20 protein-coding genes and 1 pseudogene are annotated in these 19,396 nt (G+C 58.9%); 13 read left to right on the forward strand and 8 right to left on the reverse strand.

From position 1 onward, the window contains the following. Positions 1 to 71 precede the first annotated feature (71 nt). Positions 72 to 1,442 (forward strand): MFS transporter, encoded by a 1,371-nt coding sequence (locus tag P3C29_RS21765; RefSeq protein ID WP_010177074.1) that lies wholly within the window; start codon positions 72 to 74, stop codon positions 1,440 to 1,442. Positions 1,443 to 1,618: 176 nt separating this feature from the next. Here the strand turns inward: P3C29_RS21765 and P3C29_RS21770 are convergent, their stop codons facing one another. Beyond that, positions 1,619 to 2,422, reverse strand: a complete 804-nt coding sequence (locus P3C29_RS21770; RefSeq protein ID WP_275965413.1) for an AraC family transcriptional regulator — start codon at positions 2,420 to 2,422, stop codon at positions 1,619 to 1,621. A 204-nt stretch (positions 2,423 to 2,626) separates the two neighbouring features. On the opposite strand from P3C29_RS21770, the gene P3C29_RS21775 reads away from it, so the two are divergent. The 4 genes from P3C29_RS21775 to ddlA are packed head-to-tail and all read left to right on the forward strand — an operon-like array spanning position 2,627 to position 5,222. Next, positions 2,627 to 3,181, forward strand: coding sequence for a DUF2975 domain-containing protein (locus P3C29_RS21775; protein WP_010177072.1), 555 nt, complete (start codon positions 2,627 to 2,629; stop codon positions 3,179 to 3,181). A 7-nt stretch (positions 3,182 to 3,188) separates the two neighbouring features. Next, complete coding sequence (locus P3C29_RS21780) at positions 3,189 to 3,404, forward strand: helix-turn-helix transcriptional regulator (RefSeq protein WP_010177071.1); 216 nt, start codon at positions 3,189 to 3,191, stop codon at positions 3,402 to 3,404. Between the two features lie 41 nt (positions 3,405 to 3,445). After that, on the forward strand, positions 3,446 to 4,084 hold the full coding sequence (locus P3C29_RS21785) for a LysE family transporter (protein ID WP_010177070.1): 639 nt from the start codon (positions 3,446 to 3,448) through the stop codon (positions 4,082 to 4,084). A 43-nt stretch (positions 4,085 to 4,127) separates the two neighbouring features. Beyond that, positions 4,128 to 5,222: a D-alanine--D-alanine ligase gene (ddlA, locus tag P3C29_RS21790; RefSeq protein WP_010177069.1), complete on the forward strand. Its 1,095-nt coding sequence runs from the start codon at positions 4,128 to 4,130 to the stop codon at positions 5,220 to 5,222. A 13-nt stretch (positions 5,223 to 5,235) separates the two neighbouring features. Here the strand turns inward: ddlA and P3C29_RS21795 are convergent, their stop codons facing one another. The 4 genes from P3C29_RS21795 to ggt all read right to left on the reverse strand — a co-directional run bounded on the left by P3C29_RS21795 (position 5,236) and on the right by ggt (position 8,588). Further along, the gene (locus tag P3C29_RS21795) at positions 5,236 to 5,550 is read right to left on the reverse strand and encodes a helix-turn-helix domain-containing protein (protein WP_010177068.1); all 315 of its coding nucleotides are present in this window, start codon (positions 5,548 to 5,550) and stop codon (positions 5,236 to 5,238) included. Then, positions 5,537 to 5,857 carry a transcriptional regulator gene (locus tag P3C29_RS21800; RefSeq protein WP_087693782.1) on the reverse strand — a complete coding sequence of 107 codons (321 nt, stop codon included), beginning with the start codon at positions 5,855 to 5,857 and terminating at the stop codon, positions 5,537 to 5,539. Before P3C29_RS21800 ends, P3C29_RS21795 begins: the two co-directional genes overlap by 14 nt. 125 nt (positions 5,858 to 5,982) lie before the next feature. Further along, positions 5,983 to 6,738, reverse strand: coding sequence for a polyphenol oxidase family protein (locus tag P3C29_RS21805; RefSeq protein ID WP_275965414.1), 756 nt, complete (start codon positions 6,736 to 6,738; stop codon positions 5,983 to 5,985). 23 nt (positions 6,739 to 6,761) lie between these two features. Then, entirely contained in the window at positions 6,762 to 8,588 is a 1,827-nt protein-coding gene (gene ggt / locus P3C29_RS21810; protein ID WP_275965415.1) for a gamma-glutamyltransferase, read from the reverse strand. Positions 8,589 to 8,783: 195 nt separating this feature from the next. On the opposite strand from ggt, the gene P3C29_RS21815 reads away from it, so the two are divergent. Beyond that, entirely contained in the window at positions 8,784 to 9,674 is an 891-nt protein-coding gene (locus P3C29_RS21815; RefSeq protein WP_207201834.1) for a bifunctional helix-turn-helix transcriptional regulator/GNAT family N-acetyltransferase, read from the forward strand. Between the two features lie 44 nt (positions 9,675 to 9,718). On the opposite strand, the pseudogene fabI reads toward P3C29_RS21815, so the two are convergent. After that, positions 9,719 to 9,990: pseudogene (gene fabI, locus P3C29_RS21820) on the reverse strand (enoyl-ACP reductase FabI); the annotation flags it as partial. A gap of 164 nt (positions 9,991 to 10,154) precedes the next feature. Between fabI and P3C29_RS21825 the strand changes: the two are divergent. From P3C29_RS21825 to P3C29_RS21835, 3 genes are read left to right on the forward strand one after another with little or no spacing between them, the layout of a single operon-like run. Further along, positions 10,155 to 10,706: a hypothetical protein gene (locus P3C29_RS21825; protein ID WP_275965416.1), complete on the forward strand. Its 552-nt coding sequence runs from the start codon at positions 10,155 to 10,157 to the stop codon at positions 10,704 to 10,706. A gap of 34 nt (positions 10,707 to 10,740) precedes the next feature. Beyond that, on the forward strand, positions 10,741 to 11,334 hold the full coding sequence (locus P3C29_RS21830) for a hypothetical protein (RefSeq protein ID WP_275965417.1): 594 nt from the start codon (positions 10,741 to 10,743) through the stop codon (positions 11,332 to 11,334). Between the two features lie 17 nt (positions 11,335 to 11,351). Then, positions 11,352 to 12,230: a DUF6602 domain-containing protein gene (locus tag P3C29_RS21835; protein WP_275965418.1), complete on the forward strand. Its 879-nt coding sequence runs from the start codon at positions 11,352 to 11,354 to the stop codon at positions 12,228 to 12,230. Between the two features lie 61 nt (positions 12,231 to 12,291). Here P3C29_RS21835 and P3C29_RS21840 read toward each other — a convergent pair whose 3' ends face one another. After that, entirely contained in the window at positions 12,292 to 13,221 is a 930-nt protein-coding gene (locus P3C29_RS21840) for a LysR substrate-binding domain-containing protein (RefSeq protein ID WP_275965419.1), read from the reverse strand. 190 nt (positions 13,222 to 13,411) lie between these two features. Here P3C29_RS21840 and P3C29_RS21845 point away from each other — a divergent pair, with 190 nt between their 5' ends. The 4 genes from P3C29_RS21845 to P3C29_RS21860 all read left to right on the forward strand — a co-directional run bounded on the left by P3C29_RS21845 (position 13,412) and on the right by P3C29_RS21860 (position 18,214). Next, positions 13,412 to 14,995 (forward strand): amidohydrolase, encoded by a 1,584-nt coding sequence (locus tag P3C29_RS21845; RefSeq protein WP_275965420.1) that lies wholly within the window; start codon positions 13,412 to 13,414, stop codon positions 14,993 to 14,995. 54 nt (positions 14,996 to 15,049) lie between these two features. Continuing rightward, the gene (locus tag P3C29_RS21850; RefSeq protein WP_275965421.1) at positions 15,050 to 15,850 is read left to right on the forward strand and encodes an ABC transporter substrate-binding protein; all 801 of its coding nucleotides are present in this window, start codon (positions 15,050 to 15,052) and stop codon (positions 15,848 to 15,850) included. 51 nt (positions 15,851 to 15,901) lie between these two features. Continuing rightward, positions 15,902 to 17,443: an amino acid ABC transporter permease/ATP-binding protein gene (locus P3C29_RS21855; protein ID WP_275965422.1), complete on the forward strand. Its 1,542-nt coding sequence runs from the start codon at positions 15,902 to 15,904 to the stop codon at positions 17,441 to 17,443. 225 nt (positions 17,444 to 17,668) lie between these two features. Beyond that, positions 17,669 to 18,214 carry a sce7726 family protein gene (locus tag P3C29_RS21860; protein ID WP_275965423.1) on the forward strand — a complete coding sequence of 182 codons (546 nt, stop codon included), beginning with the start codon at positions 17,669 to 17,671 and terminating at the stop codon, positions 18,212 to 18,214. Here P3C29_RS21860 and P3C29_RS21865 read toward each other — a convergent pair. Continuing rightward, positions 18,211 to 19,281 carry a hypothetical protein gene (locus tag P3C29_RS21865; protein WP_275965424.1) on the reverse strand — a complete coding sequence of 357 codons (1,071 nt, stop codon included), beginning with the start codon at positions 19,279 to 19,281 and terminating at the stop codon, positions 18,211 to 18,213. The genes P3C29_RS21860 and P3C29_RS21865 overlap by 4 nt on opposite strands. Positions 19,282 to 19,396 lie beyond the last annotated feature (115 nt).

The following is a 19,396-nucleotide window of genomic DNA, read 5'->3' on the forward strand; positions in this document are numbered from 1 at the left end:
CATGAAAGACACTGGCGCCTCTCATTTTCTGGCAGGACGCTGTGATGTCTTTCTCTCGACCCTCAGGCTGGATGCTGTTGCTGCTGGCGACCGCGCAACTGATCATCGCCCTGGACGCGACCATCGTGTTTGTCGCGCTGCCGCAGATCGGCAGCCACCTGGGTTTTTCCGCCCAGCAATTGCAGTGGGTGGTCAGCGCCTACAGCGTGGCGTTCGGTGGTTTCCTGCTGCTGGGCGGCCGGGCCGCCGACCTGTTGGGCAAGCGGCGTTTGTACATCCTCGGCCAGTCCTTGTACGCGCTGTCATCCCTGGCGGCGGTGCTCGGTGGCAGCGCCTTGCTGCTGGTGCTGGCCCGGGCGGTGCAGGGCGTGGGCGGGGCGCTGTTGTTCCCGGCCACGTTGGCGCTGATCAACACTCACTACGCCGAAGGCCCGGCCCGCAACCGTGCGTTTGCGGTATGGAGCGCGGCGTCTGCGGCGGGCCTGGCCTTGGGTGCGTTGCTCGGCGGCGTGCTGACCCAGGCCTGGGGCTGGGAAGCGGTCTTCCTGGTGAACGTGCCATTGGCCGGCGCCTGCGCGCTGGCGGCGCGCTACTGGATACCCGCCGATGGCGAGCGGGCCCGTGGGCGCAATTTTGATATCAGCGGCGCGTTGACCGTGACGCTGGGCGGCACGTTGCTGGTGTTCGCCCTGGTGCAAGGGCCGGAGTGGGGCTGGGCGGCGCCATCGACCCTCGGCTGCATGGCCGTGGCGTTGGCGCTGCTGGGGTTGTTCGCGTGGATCGAACACCGGGGCCGTGACCCCTTGATGCCGCTGCGGCTGCTGGGCTATCGCGAGTTGCGCATGGCCATGGTGTTGACCGCGGTATTCATGAGCAGCTTTGGCGTGCAGTACTACTTTCTGGCGGTGTATTACCAGCAGGTCTACGGCTACAGCGTGCTGCAGGCGGGGTTGGCGTTTTTGCCGGCGACCCTGGTGTGCACCGGCGGTATCTGGCTGGCTGAACGATCATTGGCGCGGCTGGGCTTGCGCACCACCCTGGTCAGCGGCCAGTTGGCGGGGGCGGTGGGCATCGCACTGGTGTGCGTGGCGTTGCCGACGGGGGCGGGATTCTGGTCGCTGCTGCCGGGGATTTTCATCCTGAGTATCGGCCAGGGCATGACCTGGACGGCAATGTGGGTGGCTGCCGGCCTGGGCATTCGGCCAGGAGAGCAGGGCGTGGCGGCGGGCATGGCGTCCACCAGCCAGCAGATTGGCGGCGCATTGGGGCTGGCGTTGCTGGTGTCGTTGGCGAATGCCGGCGGGTCGACGGGTGCGGCGCAGGCGGGTGGGATCGAACTGGCGTTGTGGTGGAGCGCGGCGATTGCCCTGGCGGGAGCGGTGCTGGCGTTGGCCCTTAAAGAACGAGCTCCAGCGTCGAATACGATTTCGGCAGCGACATAGTTCAATGGTAGGAGCTGGCTTGCTGTGGTGAGGGGGCTTGCCCCCCGACGGGTTCACCACAGATTGATGGGGCTGCTTCGCAGCCCAACGCGGGGCAAGCCCGCTCGCCACAACAAGCCCGCTCACCACAGCAAGCCCGCTCCCACATTTTTGGTTGTATTCCAAAGGCGGGATTTTCAGCGCCCGAGCATCTTCACCCAGCGCGACGGTGGCATGCCGAAGGTGCTGCGAAACTGGCGGGTCATGTGGCTCTGGTCGGTGAAACCGGCGGTCAGCGCGGCATCCACCAGTGACTGGCCCTGGCCCAGCAGGCTGCGCACCAGGTCCAGGCGACGCATGGTCAGGTAGCGATAAGGGCTGGTACCAAACAACAATCGAAAATCCCGCGACAACGCCCAGCGGTCGCGGTTGGCGTATTCCGCCATCTCATCGAGGGTGATCGGGCTGCCCAGCGCGCTGTGGATAAATTCCCGCGCGCGCTCGGCGGCGCGGTAGTCGAAGGTCTTGCGGTTCACCGTGATGCCCGACGCATTGTTCAGCGCCTGGGCCAGGTCAAACATCGCGTCCTGTTCCTGCAACGGATCAATCGGGCAATCCAGGCTTTGCAGCAACACTTCGCTGGCGCGGTACAGCCACGGGTCGCTGGACAGCCCGCCGGGAATAAACGGCAACGGCTTGCCGCCGAGCACCTGCTGGATCAGCGCCGGCTCCACGTAGATCATCCGGTATTTGAAGCCTTCCTCGCTGCCGGCCCAACCGTCATGCACTTCGTCGGGATGGATCACCATGGTCCGCCCCGGCAGGCTGTGGGTCATGCCGCCGCGATAGTGAAAACTCTGCACGCCGAACAGGGTGCGGCCGATGGCGTAGGTGTCATGGCGATGGGGGTCGAAGCCAAACCCGGCAAAATACGCCTCGATACGCTCCAGGCCACTGGCGTGGGGCGCGCGGTGCAGCCAGTCGAGAGAGGGTTTGGTCATGGTGAAAGCCGCAAGTCGGGACGCAAATACGTTAACCCAGTGTGACCGGGCTGTCTGCCGTGGTCTTGAACGATTGTGCCAGCACCGGAACGACGGAGGCAGGGATACGATTTATACGTGGATATCGCAAATCATTAAAAAATGATTGTTTTACGATAATTTATCGTTTATTTTTCGCCTCACATTAACCCCCGAGGCTTACCCATGAATTCCCAACGTCTTGCCCAACTTAGCCAGCGCATGGCACTGCTCACCCTGCTGTTGATTGTCGCGATGCTGCTGCTCAATACCACCGCGTGGCTTTACCCGGTACAAAGCGCTTCGGTCGGGTTTGGTTTCGCCTTGAGTGCTCAACAGATCGAGGGGCGGGCCGAGATGGTGGCGGCGTTCCCTTGGTGGCAGACCCTGGGCGGTGTCCTGCTCTCCAGCATTCCCCTGATGGCGCTGGTGTCGGGCTTGAATCATTTGCGCCAGCTGTTTCAGAACTATGCCCGTGGCGAGTATTTTTCCAGCGCCGCCGCCCAGCACTTGGGTAAAGTAGGCCGGGCCGTGGCACTGTGGGTGTTGCTGGATTTTCTGTGCGAGCCATTGCTCAGTGTCTGGGTCACGATGAATGAGCCGGTTGGCCAGCGGCTGCTCACCTTGAGTTTTACCCCGCCCAGCATCGTTGCGCTGTTTCTCGCCGGCTGCATCTCGGTGATCGCGCGTATCCTGTGGCAGGCCAGTGAAGTGGATTCTGAAAACCGCACGTTTGTTTGAGAACAGCATGTCTATTGTCATTGAGTTGGACGTTATGCTCGCCCGGCGCAAGGTCAAGTCCAAGGACCTGGCCGCCGCCATTGGTATCACCGAACAAAACCTGTCATTGCTCAAGCAAGGCAAGGTCAAGGGCATACGGCTGGCGACCCTGGACGCAATCTGCAAGTATCTGGAGTGTCAGCCGGGCGACCTGTTGGTGCACGAACCCGAACCTGAGCTGTAAACGGCAAGGCTCTTTTAATTCCCTTAAGGATGGATCAATCGATGCTTTTCCCCAGCCTGCCGTATGCCGCGCCGTTGTTGTCGCTGGCCTTGCTCTGGACCGTCGCGGTGGTGACGCCCGGCCCGAACTTCTTCAACACCGCGCAACTGGCCGCCAGTTGTTCACGCCGCCATGGCGTGGTGGCGTCGGCTGGCGTGGCCACCGGCACCGTGATGTGGGGTCTGGCAGGCGGCTTGGGGATCAAGTCGTTGTTCACTGCAGCGCCCATGTTGTACCTGGCGTTCAAGATCATCGGCGGCTGCTACCTGATTTACCTGGGGTTGAAGCTGTTCAAACGCTCGGCACCGTCGATGGCCCAGAACCTGTTGCCCGACGAACCGCGTCGCTCGTTGTTCTCTGCCTGGCGCCTGGGTTTGCTGGGCAACCTGTCCAACCCCAAGGCGGCGCTGTTCGTCGCGACGATCTTTGCGTCCACCATGCCGCAGTCACCGTCGCCGATGCTGTTGACCCTGGCCGTGATCACCATGGCGACGCTGTCGTTCAGTTGGTATTCCTGCGTGGCGCTGGTGTTTTCCAGTGAACGCATGGCCAACGTCTACAGCCGCTCGCGCAAGTGGCTGGACCGGTTTGCCGGTGGTTGTTATGTGCTGTTCGGGGCCACGCTGGTAGCGAATCGCTGACGGCTCATGGTAAGAAGCCTTACTTTCAAACGTGAGGCCGATCATGAGCAAGCTGCGGGTAGGGATTATTTTTGGTGGCCGTTCGGCCGAGCACGAAGTGTCGCTGCAATCGGCGCGCAACATCGTCGATGCACTGGACCGTTCGCGCTTCGAGCCGATCCTGATCGGCATCGACAAGGCCGGCCACTGGCACCTCAACGACACCTCGGGCTTTTTGCTCAACGAGGAAAACCCGGCGCTGATCGCCCTCAATCAATCCAACCGTGAACTGGCCGTGGTGCCGGGCAAGGCCAGCCAGCAACTGGTGGAAACCGCCAGCCAGGCCACCCTGGAACATGTCGACGTGATCTTCCCGATCGTCCACGGCACCCTCGGCGAAGATGGCTGCCTGCAAGGCCTGCTGCGCATGGCGGACTTGCCGTTTGTCGGCTCCGATGTGCTGGGGTCGGCCGTGTGCATGGACAAGGACATCAGCAAACGCCTGCTGCGCGATGCCGGGATTGCCGTGACACCGTTCATCACCCTCAACCGTCGCACGGCGGCGCGAACCACCTTCGAACAAGCCCGGCAGAAACTCGGAGTGCCGATGTTCGTGAAACCCGCGAACCAGGGTTCATCCGTGGGCGTCAGCAAGGTAAGCAGCGAGGCTGAATATCAGGCCGCCGTAGAACTGGCCCTCGGGTTTGATGAAAAGGTGCTGGTGGAGTCGGCGGTAAAAGGCCGGGAAATCGAATGCGCCGTGTTGGGCAACGAGAATCCCATCGCCAGTGGTTGCGGCGAGATCGTGGTGCGGGACGGTTTCTACTCCTACGACAGCAAATACATCGATGACCAGGCGGCCCAGGTGGTGGTGCCGGCGGACATCAGTGTTGAAGACAGCGAGCGCATTCGCGCCTTGGCCATCGAAGCGTTTGAGACGTTGGGCTGTGCCGGGCTGGCGCGGGTGGATGTGTTTCTGACGGACGAGGGCGAGGTGCTGATCAACGAGATCAACTCGTTGCCGGGTTTTACCCGCATCAGCATGTACCCCAAGTTGTGGCAGGCGGCGGGCATGAGCTACAGCGAGCTGGTAAGCCGGTTGATCGAGCTGGCGCTGGAGCGGCATGCGGGGCGTAAGGGGCTGAAGATCAGCCGGTAGCCCAGGAATGCCATCAGGCGTTACTGAGGACTTCTCGAAAAACGTCCGGCCTGATGGCTGCTATATGCAGCAATGAACGTGCTGCGCCGGACGGAGAGCGGCGGCCTTGCTCCCATTCTTGAAGCGTTCGTACAGAGACTCCCAGCAATTCGGCGAACTTGGGTTGCGACAGCCCAGTTTTACTTCGGGCCTCGGCGGCTTGGGTGATTTCGACGTGATGGACCTGGCCATGACGACCTTCCTTGACATCAATAACGGCAGCCAGCAATTCCTCGCCGATGTTGCGTTTGGCGTCACGTTCCTTAAGTTGTTTCTCAGTGAGTGGCATGGTTCATTTCCTTGGCGATTTTGTAGAGGACATGCGCGGGAATATTCTCGGTGGCACCTTTGCCATAAATCAGCAGGGCAACCAGTGCACCACACGCCAATTGTGTTGTGTAGATGATCCGCACTGAGCTGCTCTTGCCTCGGCCTTCAAGGCTCCAGCGTACTTTTCGGCAACCACCAGAGCCTGGAATGACAGTTCCTGAGTCGGGGTGGTTGGCGAGAAAAGCCATAAAAATACCCCGTTCTTCTTCGGTCCAGTAATCGGGCCATAGCTTGCTGAATAGTGGCGACTCGATGATCGTTAACACGCAAAATTCTACGTCTTTGACGTAGCCTCTGGCAAGGAATGGCGGGGCCAGGAAATGTCAGCGGATGGAGTGGTATTCAAGAAGCGTTGTATCGCAAAAGATGACAGCCTATGGGCTCCCCAAGGCTAGTAGCTACGAGAACTGTAGGGGGCTTCCCATAACTCTGCGCGAGCAATCCACGAATACAACAACGTCTTGCGCTCCGTGCTGTCATGGGTCCTTCGGCGATAACTCGCAAACGCCGGCGAGGTGCAATACGTACACACCTCACTCACCTCGACCTGTTCACGCCTGATTCCCGCCGTCTCCAGCAAGATCAGCGCATAACGACTCAAATCAAACCACGCACTCAAGGCCTGCCTGGGTTCTGGCGGCTGAATCTGCGGTGCCAACAACGGCCCCGGCTGCTCGAACGTCCACGGCGCATTCCCGTCCGGCCATAAGTGACCCTGGCTCGCCTGCAACTGCGCGACAAACTCGCCACTCACCTCATAACAACAAGGCTTGATCGACGGCCCGATCGCAACCCGCAATTGGTCCAGCGCCACTCCCTCGGCGGTAAACCGTTGCATGGCATTGGCGATAATCCCGCCTTGCAGCCCCTTCCAGCCGCCATGAATTGCCGCGACAAAATCTCCGCTCTCCGAGGCCATCAGCAACGGCAAACAGTCGGCAGTGATCACCGCGATCGGCTGCACATCCCGGCTGAAAACCCCATCGGCTTCAACCGTATTGGCCGTAAGCTCCGCGCTCCATTCAATGGTCGTGGCGCTGTGCACCTGCTTGCAGATGAACACGTCGTCAGGCCGCAATGGATCGTCAATCGAACAGAACCCATGGTCGACGCCAACCAGGGCGCCGAGGTTATTTGCCTTGTGCACGCGCAGCTCTCCAGTGAGTCACATCAGTCCCCGAGGGCCTCGCCTTCACGGCGTGGGTCCGCCCCGCCGATCAACGATACCTTGCCCTGGGCATCACGCACTCGAACGATCGCCTGGGCACCGCTGGTCATGTCGATTTCACTCAGGGCGTGGCCCTTGTCCTTCAGCGCCTGTTTCAATGGCGCACTGAACAAGCCGGCTTCCAGTTCGGTCGCCCCGTTGCGGCTGCCGAAGTTGGGCAGGCCGACGGCGGCTTGCGGGTCGAGGTTCCAGTCGAGCATGGCCACCAGGGATTTGCTCACATATTCGATGATCTGCGAACCGCCCGGGGAACCGACCGTGGCCACCAGCTCGCCGCTCTGGCGATCAAACACCAGCGTCGGTGCCATCGACGAACGCGGGCGTTTGCCGGGCTCGATCCGGTTGGCCACCGGTTGCCCATTTTCTTCGGGGATGAACGAGAAGTCGGTCATCTGGTTGTTCAGCAAAAAGCCCTGGACCATCACATGGGCGCCGAATGCCGACTCCACGGTAGTGGTCATCGACACCGCGCCACCCACGTCATCCACCGCCACCACTTGCGAGGTGGAAATGCGCAGTGGCGAGCGATCCGGCGCGTAGGCCACCTGAATCCCGGCAGGCTTGCCCGGCTTGGCGACGCCCATGCTGCGCTCACCAATCAGCGCGGCACGGCCGGCCAGATAATCCGGCGCCACCAGCCCGGCAACCGGCACCGGCACGTAGTCCGAGTCGGCCACGTATTGGGCGCGGTCGGCATAGGCGAGGCGGTCGGCTTCAGCGATCAGGTGCACCGCGTCGGGTACCGGCTCCAGGCCTGCGGGAGAGTCGTTCTTCACCGGCTTCAATAGCGCAAGCGTCATACGCGGGTCGCGGGCTTCCAGGGCCTGCAACGTACCGAGGATCTGCGCGATGGCGATCCCGCCCGACGACGGCGGCGGCATGCCGCAGACTTTCCAGCGCTTGTAGTCGGTGCACAACGGCGCCCGCTCAACCGCGCTGTAGCCCTTGAGGTCAGTCAGGGTCAGGCTGCCGGCGTTGCTGTTGCCCTGCACCTTGCGGGTGATTTCTTCGGCAATCGGGCCGTAGTACAGCGCGTCCGGCCCTTCCTTGGCGATGCGCTTGAAGACGTTGGCCAGCGCCGGGTTTTTCAGCAGCGTGCCGGTGGCCTTGGGGCTGCCGTCGGCGTTCAGGAAGTAGGCGGTCATTTCCGGCGAGCGGCTCATGTAACGGTCGGCGGCGATCAGGCTGTGCAGGCGCGCCGAGATCGGGAAACCCTGTTCGGCCAGGCGAATGGCCGGCTCGAACAGCGTTGCCCACTGCAGGTGACCGGTCTTTTTGTGGGCCATTTCCAGGGCGCGCAACACGCCCGGCGTTGCCACCGAGCGCCCGCCAATCTGTGCCTGCGGGAACGCCATCGGCGTGCCGTCGGCGTTGAGGAACAACCGCTCGGTAGCGCCCGCCGGTGCGGTTTCGCGACCGTCATAGGCCTGCACCTTTTTGCCGTCCCACAGCATGATAAACGCGCCGCCGCCGATCCCGGACGACTGCGGCTCCACCAGGGTCAGCACGGCTTGCATGGCAATTGCTGCATCGATGGCCGAGCCGCCTTTGCGCAGGATCTCGCGCCCGGCTTCAGCCGCCAGCGGGTTGGCGGCCGCCGCCATATGGCGCTCGGCGTGGCGGGTGCTCATGTCGGTGCGATAGCCCGAGCCGAGTTCCGGGGCGGGCGGCAGTTCGGGCGCGGTGGCGCTGTGGCAGGCGGCGAGGGTGAGGGCAGTGGTAATCAGTGAGAGGGCGGTAAGGCGTTGACGGTGGAAAATCGAAAACACGCGATGACTCCGTTCATTTGAGAATGATCTGTTGTCCGTGGGGAGGGAATGTACCTCAGCGGTTTGCGAGAGGGGAGATTGATCTGTATTTGGTTGTGCGGTACAACTATATACCTCTTCAATCGGGCAAGAGGTTTTCCCGTGAACCGTTCCAGGCCAGACCTTATCGATCAGATCCGCTCTGCCTCGCGCCTGATGGTGCGAGAGCTGGGCTTTATGCAGCCGAAGTTGGCGGCCAGCAGTTATCCACCGTCATCGGTGCACACGATTGTTGAAATCGGCGAGCGCGGCGCGCTGACGGCGGCGGAACTGGTCACCTTGCTGGGGCTGGAAAAGTCGTCCGTGAGCCGCATGGTGCGCAAGCTGATCGAGGCGGGCGAACTGGAAGAGTTTGCCAACGAGGACGATGCCCGCTCGAAAAAACTGCGGCTCACCGCGCGAGGCCAAAAGACGCTGGGCGAGATCGAAGCGTTTGCCCGGCGCCAGGTGGGCGAGGCGATTGCCGACCTGTCCAGCGAGCAGCAACAGGCCGTCAGTCGTGGGCTGGATCAATACGCCGGCGCCCTGCAAACCCAGCGCACCGGCGCCCGGCAACCCCGGCACTACCGCATTGCCCGTGGCTACCGGCCGGGCGTGATCGGGCGCATCGCGCAGATGCATGCCGAGTATTACGCCAAACACGCCAATTTTGGCCAGCCATTCGAAAGCCTGGTGGCGGCGGACATGGCCGAGCTGATGGGACGCCTGGCCAACCCGCGCAACGAAGTGTGGACGGTGCTGGATGGCGCGCAGATCGTCGGCTCGATTGCCATTGATGGCGAGGGCGAAAACGGCGAGGCGATCCTGCGCTGCTTTATTTTGGACCCGTCGGCCCATGGTCAGGGGTTAGGTAAACGGCTGTTGAAAGAAGCGGTGGATTTCTGTGATCAGCACCCGTTCCCGGCAGTGCGGTTGTGGACGTTCAAGGGCCTGGACGTGGCGCGCAAGCTGTATGAAAACGCGGGCTTTGTGCTGGTGTCGGAGCAGGAAGGGCAGCAGTGGGGCAAGTCGGTGGTGGAGCAGTGTTTTGTGCGGCAAGGGGTTTGATGCAACAGCGCCCCAGTCAGCGGGGCACCGTTGCGGTCTGAAGATCACTCGTCGAGATTGCCCATGGCGGTGGTATTAAAACCGCCGTCCACGTACATGATTTCCCCACTGATTCCCGACGCCAGGTCCGAGCACAGGAAGGCGCCCGCGTTGCCGACCTCCTCAATGGTGACGTTACGCCGCAACGGCGTTTGCGCCTCGTTGGCCGCCAGCATCTTGCGGAAATTCTTGATGCCGGAAGCGGCGAGGGTGCGATCGGCCCGGCAGACACCGCGTTAACCCGCGTACCTTCCGGGCCCAGGGATCCGGCGAGAAAACCCATGTGTAGCTCCTTTTTTCAGGTTGTTCGGCAGTAGTGGAATTTCGGCGGCGGGGGAATATTGCGAGGCACATGGGCGGGAAGCGATACTTTGCGGGGTGATGGCATTAAGCTATCCAGCACTTAACCTTCATGGCATTTAACAGAGTCTGAATTTATCTATGGGTCGTTCCTTTGCGTGGGTCATTCCGTTGTGCCTGGTGGCTGCTGTTGGAACGGGGTGTTCTTCTCATAAAGGCCCGCCCCCGGCCAAACCCAAGCCGGTCGTACTGACGGCAGACGACCATCATGCAAAAGTCATTTTCAGAATGCTCAGCACTGAATCACAGGTGCATTTCAGCGTTGGCCCGGCGGGAAACCTGAGCAGCGTGGGGAATGTTTACAATGATGCCCAAGAGCAACAAATGCCGGCGTTTGCCCGCGGGTTGTACAAGGGGCTGGCCCACGGGCTCTATCAGGTCCGGCCGTTCCGGGAGACGCTGGTGCCGGCGGATCAGGTGACCGTGGTAGAGGGCGTTGCGAACTGGCGCAATGATCGCGGCACGTCCTATACCCTGGAAAAGTGCGGACCGTTGTCCCGCAGCTTCCTGCCGAAGGCTAACAAAACCTATCTGGTGGAGTTTGATTTGCAGGGCTTCTCGGTGTGCAGCGAGAAGATTTATGACGTGACAGTGGAAGGGCAAAAGGACCTGGTTTTACCGGTAGAGATTTAATGGATTGCCACGCCTCATCTTTTTTGGAGTTTTCATGTGTACTTTACCGCTGGTTTTCGTCGTTGCCGCACTGCTGTTGAGCGGCTGCAGCATCCCCTACCAAACCCCTGAAGCCCGCGCGCAGATACAGCAGGACCTGGGCGTTTCCGGCAGTGACATCATCGACATCTCCTACACCAACTTCTGCAAACTGCAGTATGGCGACGAGGCGATCTGCCATGCCGAGCAAGGCATAGCGGTGCTGACCCGCAAAGGGCTGATCCTGAGCAAGTACCAAAGCAGCCGGTACGTGCCGGCCTACACCCTGAAAACCGCCGAAGTGCTGTGCGGCCATACCGCCACTTCCCGGGAAGCTGCGGAAGCGCTGAACATGTTCACGGCGGACTCCAACTTCGTGTTGCTGCCGCTGAATGCCGACAAGCAATGGAACGGCGCGATGCACCGGGAGATGGTGGATTATTTGCTGGCGGATGGTCAGCCGTTGTTGATCGGTGCCGGCGCGAAAGCAGTCAGGCCGAGCGGCAAGAAGAAGTACGGCGGAGGGATGATCCCGGGGACAAAGATTCCGTATTTCACGGAGTTTGAGTATTCGGAGTTGGTGAATCCTTGTCCCGGGGCTGAAGAGTAAGTTTGGAGAATAGTCTGATGGTGGATAAGTTGATATCCAAGCATTTCAGCCAGGTGAGAGGTGAGTTGTTGCAACTCTCCGAAAAGTTTTCTCTTGCCGAGCATAGGGATATCAAGGGGTATGGGCGTGAAGCCTTGGCCAGAAATTTTCTAAAGTCTCATTTACCTAAGGTGGTGGACTTTTTTACCGGTGAAATAATAGATTGCGACGATAATCGATCATCGCAAATGGATTTGATTATTTATGCCGGGCATTGTCCAAGGCTCCCGTTGATTGACGACTTCCATTTGGCATTTATAGATGCAGTGATGGCGGCTATTGAGGTGAAGTCGGTTTTGAACGCTAGTGATATGTCTCAGTGCATGCTTGCAAGCCAACGATTAAAGACGCTACGTCGTGATGAGATAATTCTAGGGTTGAATGACACTAAGGTGCGGTTTGAAAAGCTTAGGTCGGACTATGAATTGGTCGACAAGCTTGATAAGGCAGGCGTAAAACTAGAGTTCAAGTACGAAGAGCGCAAGACAAATTTAAAGAAAACCCCCTATATAGTCTTTGCCTATAAGGGCGCTACAAAAGAGTCACTGTGTCACCTGATTGGCAGGTATAAGGAGGAGGCGGGGCCGGAGTATTCGCTTGAAGAGCATGGTCCGGACATGATAATTAATTTGGAGCGAGGGTTCTATATTTACAAGGATAACGATTTCTTGTGGCCCAAGCAGAAAGGTGAAAATGCAAGTGCTTACTGTATCTGGGAGGCTGACAGCGACGCTCATAAAGGCGAAGTCCTCGGAGGGCTTTATATGTTACTTGCGAACCTGTCTACTGCTTTTCTGTTGCACCCCCCAATAATTGAGCTGACAGACTACTTTAAGCCTAATGGCAAACCTCTGTAGCAAAGAGAGGCACAAGGACCGTTTTACTTATGCACCAGGGTAACGGCCCAAATAAGGTGTCCTATTTTCCGGCATCCGGCTCCGGCGCAAAAATACCGCTCATGTTCGGCGTCGTCGCATACACCTGCCGCGTCAGCCACTCACTGAACGCCTTCACCACTGGCCGTTCTGCCTTCAACGGGTCGGCCACCAGGTAGTAGCCGCGATTGGAGTGGATCGACAGCTCAAACGGCCGCACCAGCAACCCTCGCGTCAACGCGTCACCGGCCAATAGGTTGTCGCCGATCGACACGCCCTGGCCGGCAATGCACGCGGAAATCGCGCAGTGAGCATCGGTGAACAACACGCCGGCGGTGACGTCTATGCCGGTGGCACCGACTGCCCCCAGCCAGGTGCGCCAGTCCGAATAGTCATTCATGTGCAGCAGCGGGTAGGCCGCCAGGTCCTGGGGTGTTTTCAAACCCGGGCTGCCATTGATCAGGCGCGGGCTGCACACCGGAAAGTAGTGCAGGCCCACCACCTGGCGCGTCACCTGGTTGGGCCAGTCACCCACGCCATAGGCGATGAATACGTCGGCGCTGGTGTCGCTGGTGTCTTCGACGGAGCGTGGCGAAATGATCTTCAGGCGCACCTTGGGGAATTGCTTGAGGAACGAGCCGATGTGCAGGCACAGCCAATACGTGGCGAACCCCGGGTTGCAGCTGACACATAACGGCCCGGTGAATTTATCGTCGTCGGAACGCCGCCCGGCCTCCTGGGTGCTGGCCAGAATCTTGTGCACTTCCCGGGCATAACGCTCGCCTTCGTACGTCAACTTGATGCCTCGCCCGGTGCGCTCGGTCAGCGCGTAACCCAGGCCTTCCTCCAGGGTGTTGATGCGGTGGCTGATAGCGCTTCGGGTCAGGTTCAGCTCCACGGCCGCTGCAGTGACGCTGCCCAGTCGCGACACGGCATCAAAGGCGCGCAACGCCGTCATCGAGGGGAATCGCATTGGCTCATGCTCCTGTTTTTTCTGGAGTCTAAAGGCATCGTCGGTGTGGGTAAAAGGTAAAACTATTTACTCAATAAGCGGCGATTTTTTTCGATTGTTGTTTATTTCCCTTCACCAATACTAAGGCGAAACGAGACACCGGCGTGACCGTCTCGAACTCTAAAAAAATAAAAAAGCCGAGGTAGCCGCAATGCAGCAACACAAGCAATTTGTGCTGGACTGGATCGACACTCACCGCCAGCAATTATCCGACTGGCACCAGACCATCTGGCACTTCGCCGAGCCGGCCTTTCGTGAGTACAAGTCGTGCGCCTGGTACGTCGAGTTGCTGCGCCAGGAAGGCTTCACCGTCGAAGAGGGCAGCGGCGGGATGCCCACCGCGTTCTGCGCCACCTTCACCCTGGGCGACGGCCCGGTGCTCGCCACCTACGCCGAATACGACGCGGTGCCCGGCAACTGCCAGGCCGCGACCACGAAAAAAATGCCCCGCGATAGCTTGTCCAAATTCGCCCCCGGCCACACCGACCCGCATTCGGCCCTCGGCATCAGCGCCCTCGGCGGCACCCTGGCAGCCAAGGCCGCGATGCTTGAATTCGGCATCCAGGGCACCATCAAGTTCTTCGGCGAGCCGGCGGAAAAACTCCGCGCCTCGAAGCCGGTGCACGCTGCCAAGGGTTACTACGATGACCTCGACGCCGCCATCAGCTTTCACCCCACCTACATGCTGCCGCTGAACAACACCACCACCTGGGACACCCACTGCGGCATCGCCTATTCCTACATCTACACCTTTACCTGCGAAGAGCCGCAGAACTGGATTGCCGCCGACAAATACAGCCCGATCCCGCAGAACCACCTCGCTGCCCGCGCACCCGGTGCCAACGATGCGCTGGTGCACTTCTACACCCTGAACGAAAGCCTGCGCCGTTCGACACTGCCCTTCACCGGATTGTGGAGCTTCAACGAAGCCATCCTCACCGCCGGCCAGGCCACCGCCGACAACCTGCCGCCGCACATTGCCCAGGTGCAATACCTGCTGCGTTGCGACTCCATCGAGCAGGCCGAAACCATTTCCCAGGTGATGGACAACAACGCGGCGGCGGTCAGCTTGGCCACCGGTTGTCAGTGGAAAAAGACCTGGGTGTGCAAGTCCCGTGGCGGCCTGGCCAACCACGTCATGGCCCAGGCCACCTACGACAACCTGGCCGCCATCGGCGCTCCGACCTGGGACGCTGAAGCCATCGCCATCGCCCAGGAAATCCAGGCCAACCTAAATCTCGACCCGATGGATAAACCTTTCCTGCCGGCCACCGAAGCGCTGATGGAACCCCGCGAGTGCGAACGGCAACTGCGCCTGCAAATGCCGGCCTGGCAAAAATACCTGACCTCCGATGACTACCCCGAATACACCTGGCATTGCCCGACGGTACGCCTGTACGTAGCGCGCCCGATGCTCTCGGCGCCGTCCGGCTACACCTACCCGGACTGGGTCTCCAACGCCTTGGGCGGCATTCGCCAGACCATCGACCCGATGATCAATGTCGCCGCCAAAACCATCGGTACCTCCTTGATCGACCTGTTCACCCAGCCCGACCTGCTGCACGCCGCCCAGCGCGAATTCAACGAACGCACCGGCGGCGGCATCGGCGGCGCGCAGTGGCAGGCGCCGCTGTTGCCGGAAGACTTCCAGGTACCGCACCGCTTCCGCTGGCCGGAATACATCAGCACCGTACGCGGCGAAGAGTGGTGGATTCCGGCCAGGGACGACGAGTAATCACCCGCTGCACCGAGCGTTTCATCCAACAACAATAAGATCGAGACCTTACCTATGTTCGCCAAAACCCCCGGTATCACCCGCGCCGCCTTGTTCGCCGCGTCCCTGCTGTGCATCGGCCAGAGCCAGGCCGATGTCACTGCCACCCCCGGTGTGCTGAAAATCGGCATGGAAATCACCTACCCGCCGTTCGAGTCCTACGACGGCGACAAAGTCGTCGGCTCCGACCCGGAGCTGATCCAAGCCATGGCCGCGCACTTGGGCCTGAAAACCCAGTTGCTGGACACCAAGTTCCCCAACCTGATCATGGGCCTCAACGCCGGGCACTACGACGCGGTGATTTCCGGTATCTACATCACCCCCGAGCGCCAGCTCCAGGCGCAGACCATCCCGTATGCACAGGCTGGCGCGTCGATCCTGGCGCCCCAGGGCAGTGAGCTGAATGCCAAGAAGCCTGAAGACCTTTGCGGCCATAAAATCGGCCTGCTGCAAGGCAGCGCCTGGGTTGCCAAATTCCTGCAGCTCTCCAGCGATTACTGCTTGCCCAACAACAAGGGCGCAATCACCGTCAACCAATACCCCAACTCCCCGGAAGTCACCCAGGCCCTGATGTCGCGCAACATCGAAGCCCAGGTAGAAATCGGCGGCGCGGCCGAGATGATCGTCAAGCGCACCGGCGGGCGGGTGATGATCACCTCCGACACGCTGATCTACCCGCAGACCCTCGGCATCTACGTGAAGAAAGGCAACGACGCGACCTTCAAGGCCCTGACCGAAGCCCTGGCCCAGAGCAAAGCCAGCGGCGAGTACGCGGCGATCCTCAAGCAATACAACCTCGACGCGATCCCCGACTGACTTTCCTTTAGGGCGATGCCGCCCCGACGCGGGCGGCGATGGGAGTTTCTTATGCAATTTGACTGGTCGTATTTCGTCTCGCTGTTTTCCATGCGGGCCTTCTGGGACGCCTGCCTGGTGGTGATCGAACTGAGTGCCTTGAGCTGGTTCATCGGCATGGTGTTGGGGTTTTTCCTGGCCTCGGCCAAGCTCTCGAAAAACCGCCTGCTCAGCGCGCCGGCGGCGGTGTATATCTGGTTCTTTCGCAGCGTGCCGCTGCTCGTATTAGTGGTGTTCGTGTACAACGCACCGCAGATGTTCCCGGTCAGCGGCTCGTTGCTGCAAAACCCCTTCTACTCCGGGTTAATCGCACTGGTGGTGACCGAGTCGGCGTACATGGCCGAGATCCATCGCGGCGGATTGATCTCGGTGCTCAAGGGCCAGAAAGAAGCCGGTCGTGCGCTGGGTATCGGCACCGTGGGCATCGAACGGCTGATCGTGATTCCCCAGGCCTTTCGCATCGCGTTGCCGACCCTGATCAACGAATACATCACCGTGGTCAAACTGACTTCGCTGATCTCGGTGATCTCCCTCACAGAAATCCTCACCGTTGGCCAGCGGCTGTATGCGCAAAACTTCCTGGTGATGGAAACCTTGCTGGCCGTCGCGGTGTACTACGTGCTGATTGTCACGGTGTTCGGCCAACTGTTGCAGTGGCTTGAAAACTACCTGGACCTGAGCAAACGCAAACCCCAAAGCCTCAACGAAACCGCCACCGCCGCCCTGCGCAAAACCCTCGACACCCAAGTGCCGGTGGTGCGCAGCGCGCAGCCGGCGGCGACCCCGGCGTTGCAGTTGAACAACATCCACAAATGCTACGGCGAGCATCAAGTGCTCAAAGGCATCGACCTGCAAGTGAAGTCCGGCGAAGTGATTTCCATCATCGGGCCTTCAGGTTCGGGCAAGACCTCGCTGATCCGCACCATCAACGGCCTTGAAGCCATCGACCAGGGCAAGATCCTGCTGTTCGGCGAAGGCTTTATCGGCCCCCACGACAAACCCAATAACGCGCAAATCCGCCGAGGTGTTCGGCGCATCGGCATGGTGTTCCAGAACTTCAACCTTTTCCCTCACCGCAACATCCTCGACAACATCACCCTGGCCCAGCGTTACCACGGCAGCCAAAAGCGCCTGAGTGAACAGCGCGCCTACCAGTTACTGGACAAGGTCGGCCTGCTGGCCCATGCCGGCAAATACCCGCACCAGATATCTGGCGGCCAGCAACAACGCGTGGCTATCGCAAGGGCGCTGGCGATGGAGCCGGACATCATGTTGTTCGATGAGCCCACCTCGGCACTGGACCCGGAACTGGTGGGCGAGGTGCTCAGTGTGATCCGCAACCTGGCGAACGAAGGGATGACCATGGTTATCGTCACCCATGAAATGGACTTCGCCATGTCGATTTCGGATCGGGTGATTTTTATGGAAGACGGCAAGGTGCAGCTGGATGCGGCGCCGCAGGTGATACGGCAAGAAGCGGCGGGGGAGCGGGTGCGCAGGTTTATGGGGATTGGGGCCGAGGTGCGGCATAAGCCGGCCGATGTGACCAGTTGAAGGGATGGGCCTATCTTCGCGGTGAGCCGGGTTTTACGTATTATCACGATCAAAGGCGCATCACGGACTAGGCTTCCTCGATATTAGCGTTTGGCTGCTTCGAACGCGGGCTAAGATTTGTTGATGCGATAGCTGCTCGGTTTTGCCGGGGGGGAGGACATCCTCTCGTCGAGCGCCCGTCAGATCTACTGTGAAGACTTTAAAATCGAAGGCTATAATCGCTCCATGCTAAATCCAACCGAAATACGGCCTCTCCTTAAGCAGTGGATCACGCGAGTGATGCCCCATGATGCTCATGATGTGTTCATTGAGGAACTCTGCTTTATTGATAAGGCTCGGCGTGCCGACCTCGTTCATGCAAACGGAAAGTTGAGCGCATTTGAGATAAAATCTCACGCCGATACTCTGACTAGGTGGAGCGGACAGCAAGAAGCTTATTTAGCCTGTTTTGACGAGGTATGGCTTTGCTGTCATTCGAAACACTTGATAAAGGCTCTAGAAGTTTCTATTTCCACTGTAGGTATACTGGTAGTGGATGATTATTCAGGAATGGCAATGGTAAGAAGCGCCAAATCAAATAGGTCGCAGGATAAATTTCATTTGACCGGTTTTTTGTGGCGTGAAGAGCTTGACTCTCTTGCTAAGAACTTCGGTATTGATGTACGTAGCAAGGATTTGATTAAGGAGGTGCGCCATAAAGTAAGTGGCGCACTCCCGTTGTCAGATATTAGAGCGTGCGTTTTGCGATCTCTAAAGAAAAGATATTCTTAGATTAAATCATCGAGATCTAAATCTTCAAACTCCTCGTTGGTGTCGTCCGTGATAGATAGAATTATGGCGCAGATATGCTGGTTAATTCTATAGCCGTTCCATGTTCCATTATTCCCATATCCGCTAGAGGTTGCGACTATTCGGGAATATTCACGGGTAGCCCAACAGAAATCATCACCGTGGTAACCTGGCAGGTTTCTAACCTCTTCTGCTATTTCGATATAGTTTACAAACTCTTTATTACCGCCTTTCCGTCTTTGCCACCATTCCGTCGGGGTGTAATAACATCCAAACGGTAGTACCGGCATCCCCGGGACGTACTCCATGGGTGCAGTCGGATTTGTAGCCGCGTAGTCGCCGTACACAGGGCTCGGATTTACGCCATTGCAGTCAATATTCGACTGCCAAGCGACATCATAGCAAGCAGAAGACCGAGAGGTGTTCGACGCTGGTTTGTCGATAGGGAATGACGTGCTCAGCAGTATTATGTTTTGTAAGTTATAACCGTTAAGCTGTTTTAAAATATGGTTGAACTCAGAGCCGGCAGCCGTGCTTGCTGGTGATGTAGCGCCAAAGTCTAATATTACATGGGAGAAGTTAGGGGTGTTTAGAGCGTCCAGAATTGATAAGAGTCTGGCCCAAGATGTTGGGGTTGGTTTTTCAGGACAAAAGACTCGAATTGCAATTTGATTGAAGTTCCGCTCTGCGGAAAGTGCTAGTTGAATAACATCTCTCTGCGGGTCGTCGTCGGTCCATGATATTACTGGGATTATGTGGTTGTTTGTTAGTTTCGTATTGAGAAAGAATTGTTGTTTGTTTTCGAAGGCCGCGCTAGGGTTGTGTAGGTCATTACCCACAATGAAATCCTCCGCGACATCTTTTCTTACTCTGGAGACGTCTAGGAAAAATGGGTGATCAGTCCAGTTTGCTAAAAATGTCTGCAAGTGCCGGTCGTCATCTCCTCTCATATCTAATAAGGGAGTGAATACATCTCTTCTTTCAGGCTCCAGATTGGTGAGGGCTTTTATGTCGTTTTGTCCTACCCTTAAGCATGCTACGTATTGCATATCGCGCTCCTTGCATTTGATGAATAGATCGAGTCCTGGAGGGCAGAAATTAAAACGCCAGCCTGTCCAACGGATACTGCGTGGTGTTTGTTTTCTGAGTTACGTACTTTATCGT

Source organism: Pseudomonas sp. 1912-s, assembly GCF_029269205.1.
In the GTDB taxonomy this organism is placed as follows: domain Bacteria; phylum Pseudomonadota; class Gammaproteobacteria; order Pseudomonadales; family Pseudomonadaceae; genus Aquipseudomonas.

Excerpts from the sequence above, each read along its gene's own strand:
- ddlA (WP_010177069.1), top strand. The coding sequence starts at position 4,128 with ATGAGCAAGCTGCGGGTAGGGATTATTTTTGGTGGCCGTTCGGCCGAG.
- P3C29_RS21840 (WP_275965419.1), bottom strand. The coding sequence starts at position 13,221 with ATGCGATTCCCCTCGATGACGGCGTTGCGCGCCTTTGATGCCGTGTCG.
- P3C29_RS21845 (WP_275965420.1), top strand. The coding sequence starts at position 13,412 with ATGCAGCAACACAAGCAATTTGTGCTGGACTGGATCGACACTCACCGC.
- P3C29_RS21765 (WP_010177074.1), top strand. The coding sequence starts at position 72 with ATGCTGTTGCTGCTGGCGACCGCGCAACTGATCATCGCCCTGGACGCG.
- P3C29_RS21860 (WP_275965423.1), top strand. The coding sequence starts at position 17,669 with ATGCTAAATCCAACCGAAATACGGCCTCTCCTTAAGCAGTGGATCACG.
- P3C29_RS21780 (WP_010177071.1), top strand. The coding sequence starts at position 3,189 with ATGTCTATTGTCATTGAGTTGGACGTTATGCTCGCCCGGCGCAAGGTC.
- P3C29_RS21815 (WP_207201834.1), top strand. The coding sequence starts at position 8,784 with ATGGTGCGAGAGCTGGGCTTTATGCAGCCGAAGTTGGCGGCCAGCAGT.
- P3C29_RS21830 (WP_275965417.1), top strand. The coding sequence starts at position 10,741 with ATGTGTACTTTACCGCTGGTTTTCGTCGTTGCCGCACTGCTGTTGAGC.
- P3C29_RS21835 (WP_275965418.1), top strand. The coding sequence starts at position 11,352 with ATGGTGGATAAGTTGATATCCAAGCATTTCAGCCAGGTGAGAGGTGAG.
- P3C29_RS21855 (WP_275965422.1), top strand. The coding sequence starts at position 15,902 with ATGCAATTTGACTGGTCGTATTTCGTCTCGCTGTTTTCCATGCGGGCC.
- P3C29_RS21850 (WP_275965421.1), top strand. The coding sequence starts at position 15,050 with ATGTTCGCCAAAACCCCCGGTATCACCCGCGCCGCCTTGTTCGCCGCG.
- P3C29_RS21785 (WP_010177070.1), top strand. The coding sequence starts at position 3,446 with ATGCTTTTCCCCAGCCTGCCGTATGCCGCGCCGTTGTTGTCGCTGGCC.
- P3C29_RS21825 (WP_275965416.1), top strand. The coding sequence starts at position 10,155 with ATGGGTCGTTCCTTTGCGTGGGTCATTCCGTTGTGCCTGGTGGCTGCT.
- P3C29_RS21775 (WP_010177072.1), top strand. The coding sequence starts at position 2,627 with ATGAATTCCCAACGTCTTGCCCAACTTAGCCAGCGCATGGCACTGCTC.
- P3C29_RS21865 (WP_275965424.1), bottom strand. The coding sequence starts at position 19,281 with ATGCAATACGTAGCATGCTTAAGGGTAGGACAAAACGACATAAAAGCC.
- P3C29_RS21795 (WP_010177068.1), bottom strand. The coding sequence starts at position 5,550 with ATGCCACTCACTGAGAAACAACTTAAGGAACGTGACGCCAAACGCAAC.
- P3C29_RS21770 (WP_275965413.1), bottom strand. The coding sequence starts at position 2,422 with ATGACCAAACCCTCTCTCGACTGGCTGCACCGCGCGCCCCACGCCAGT.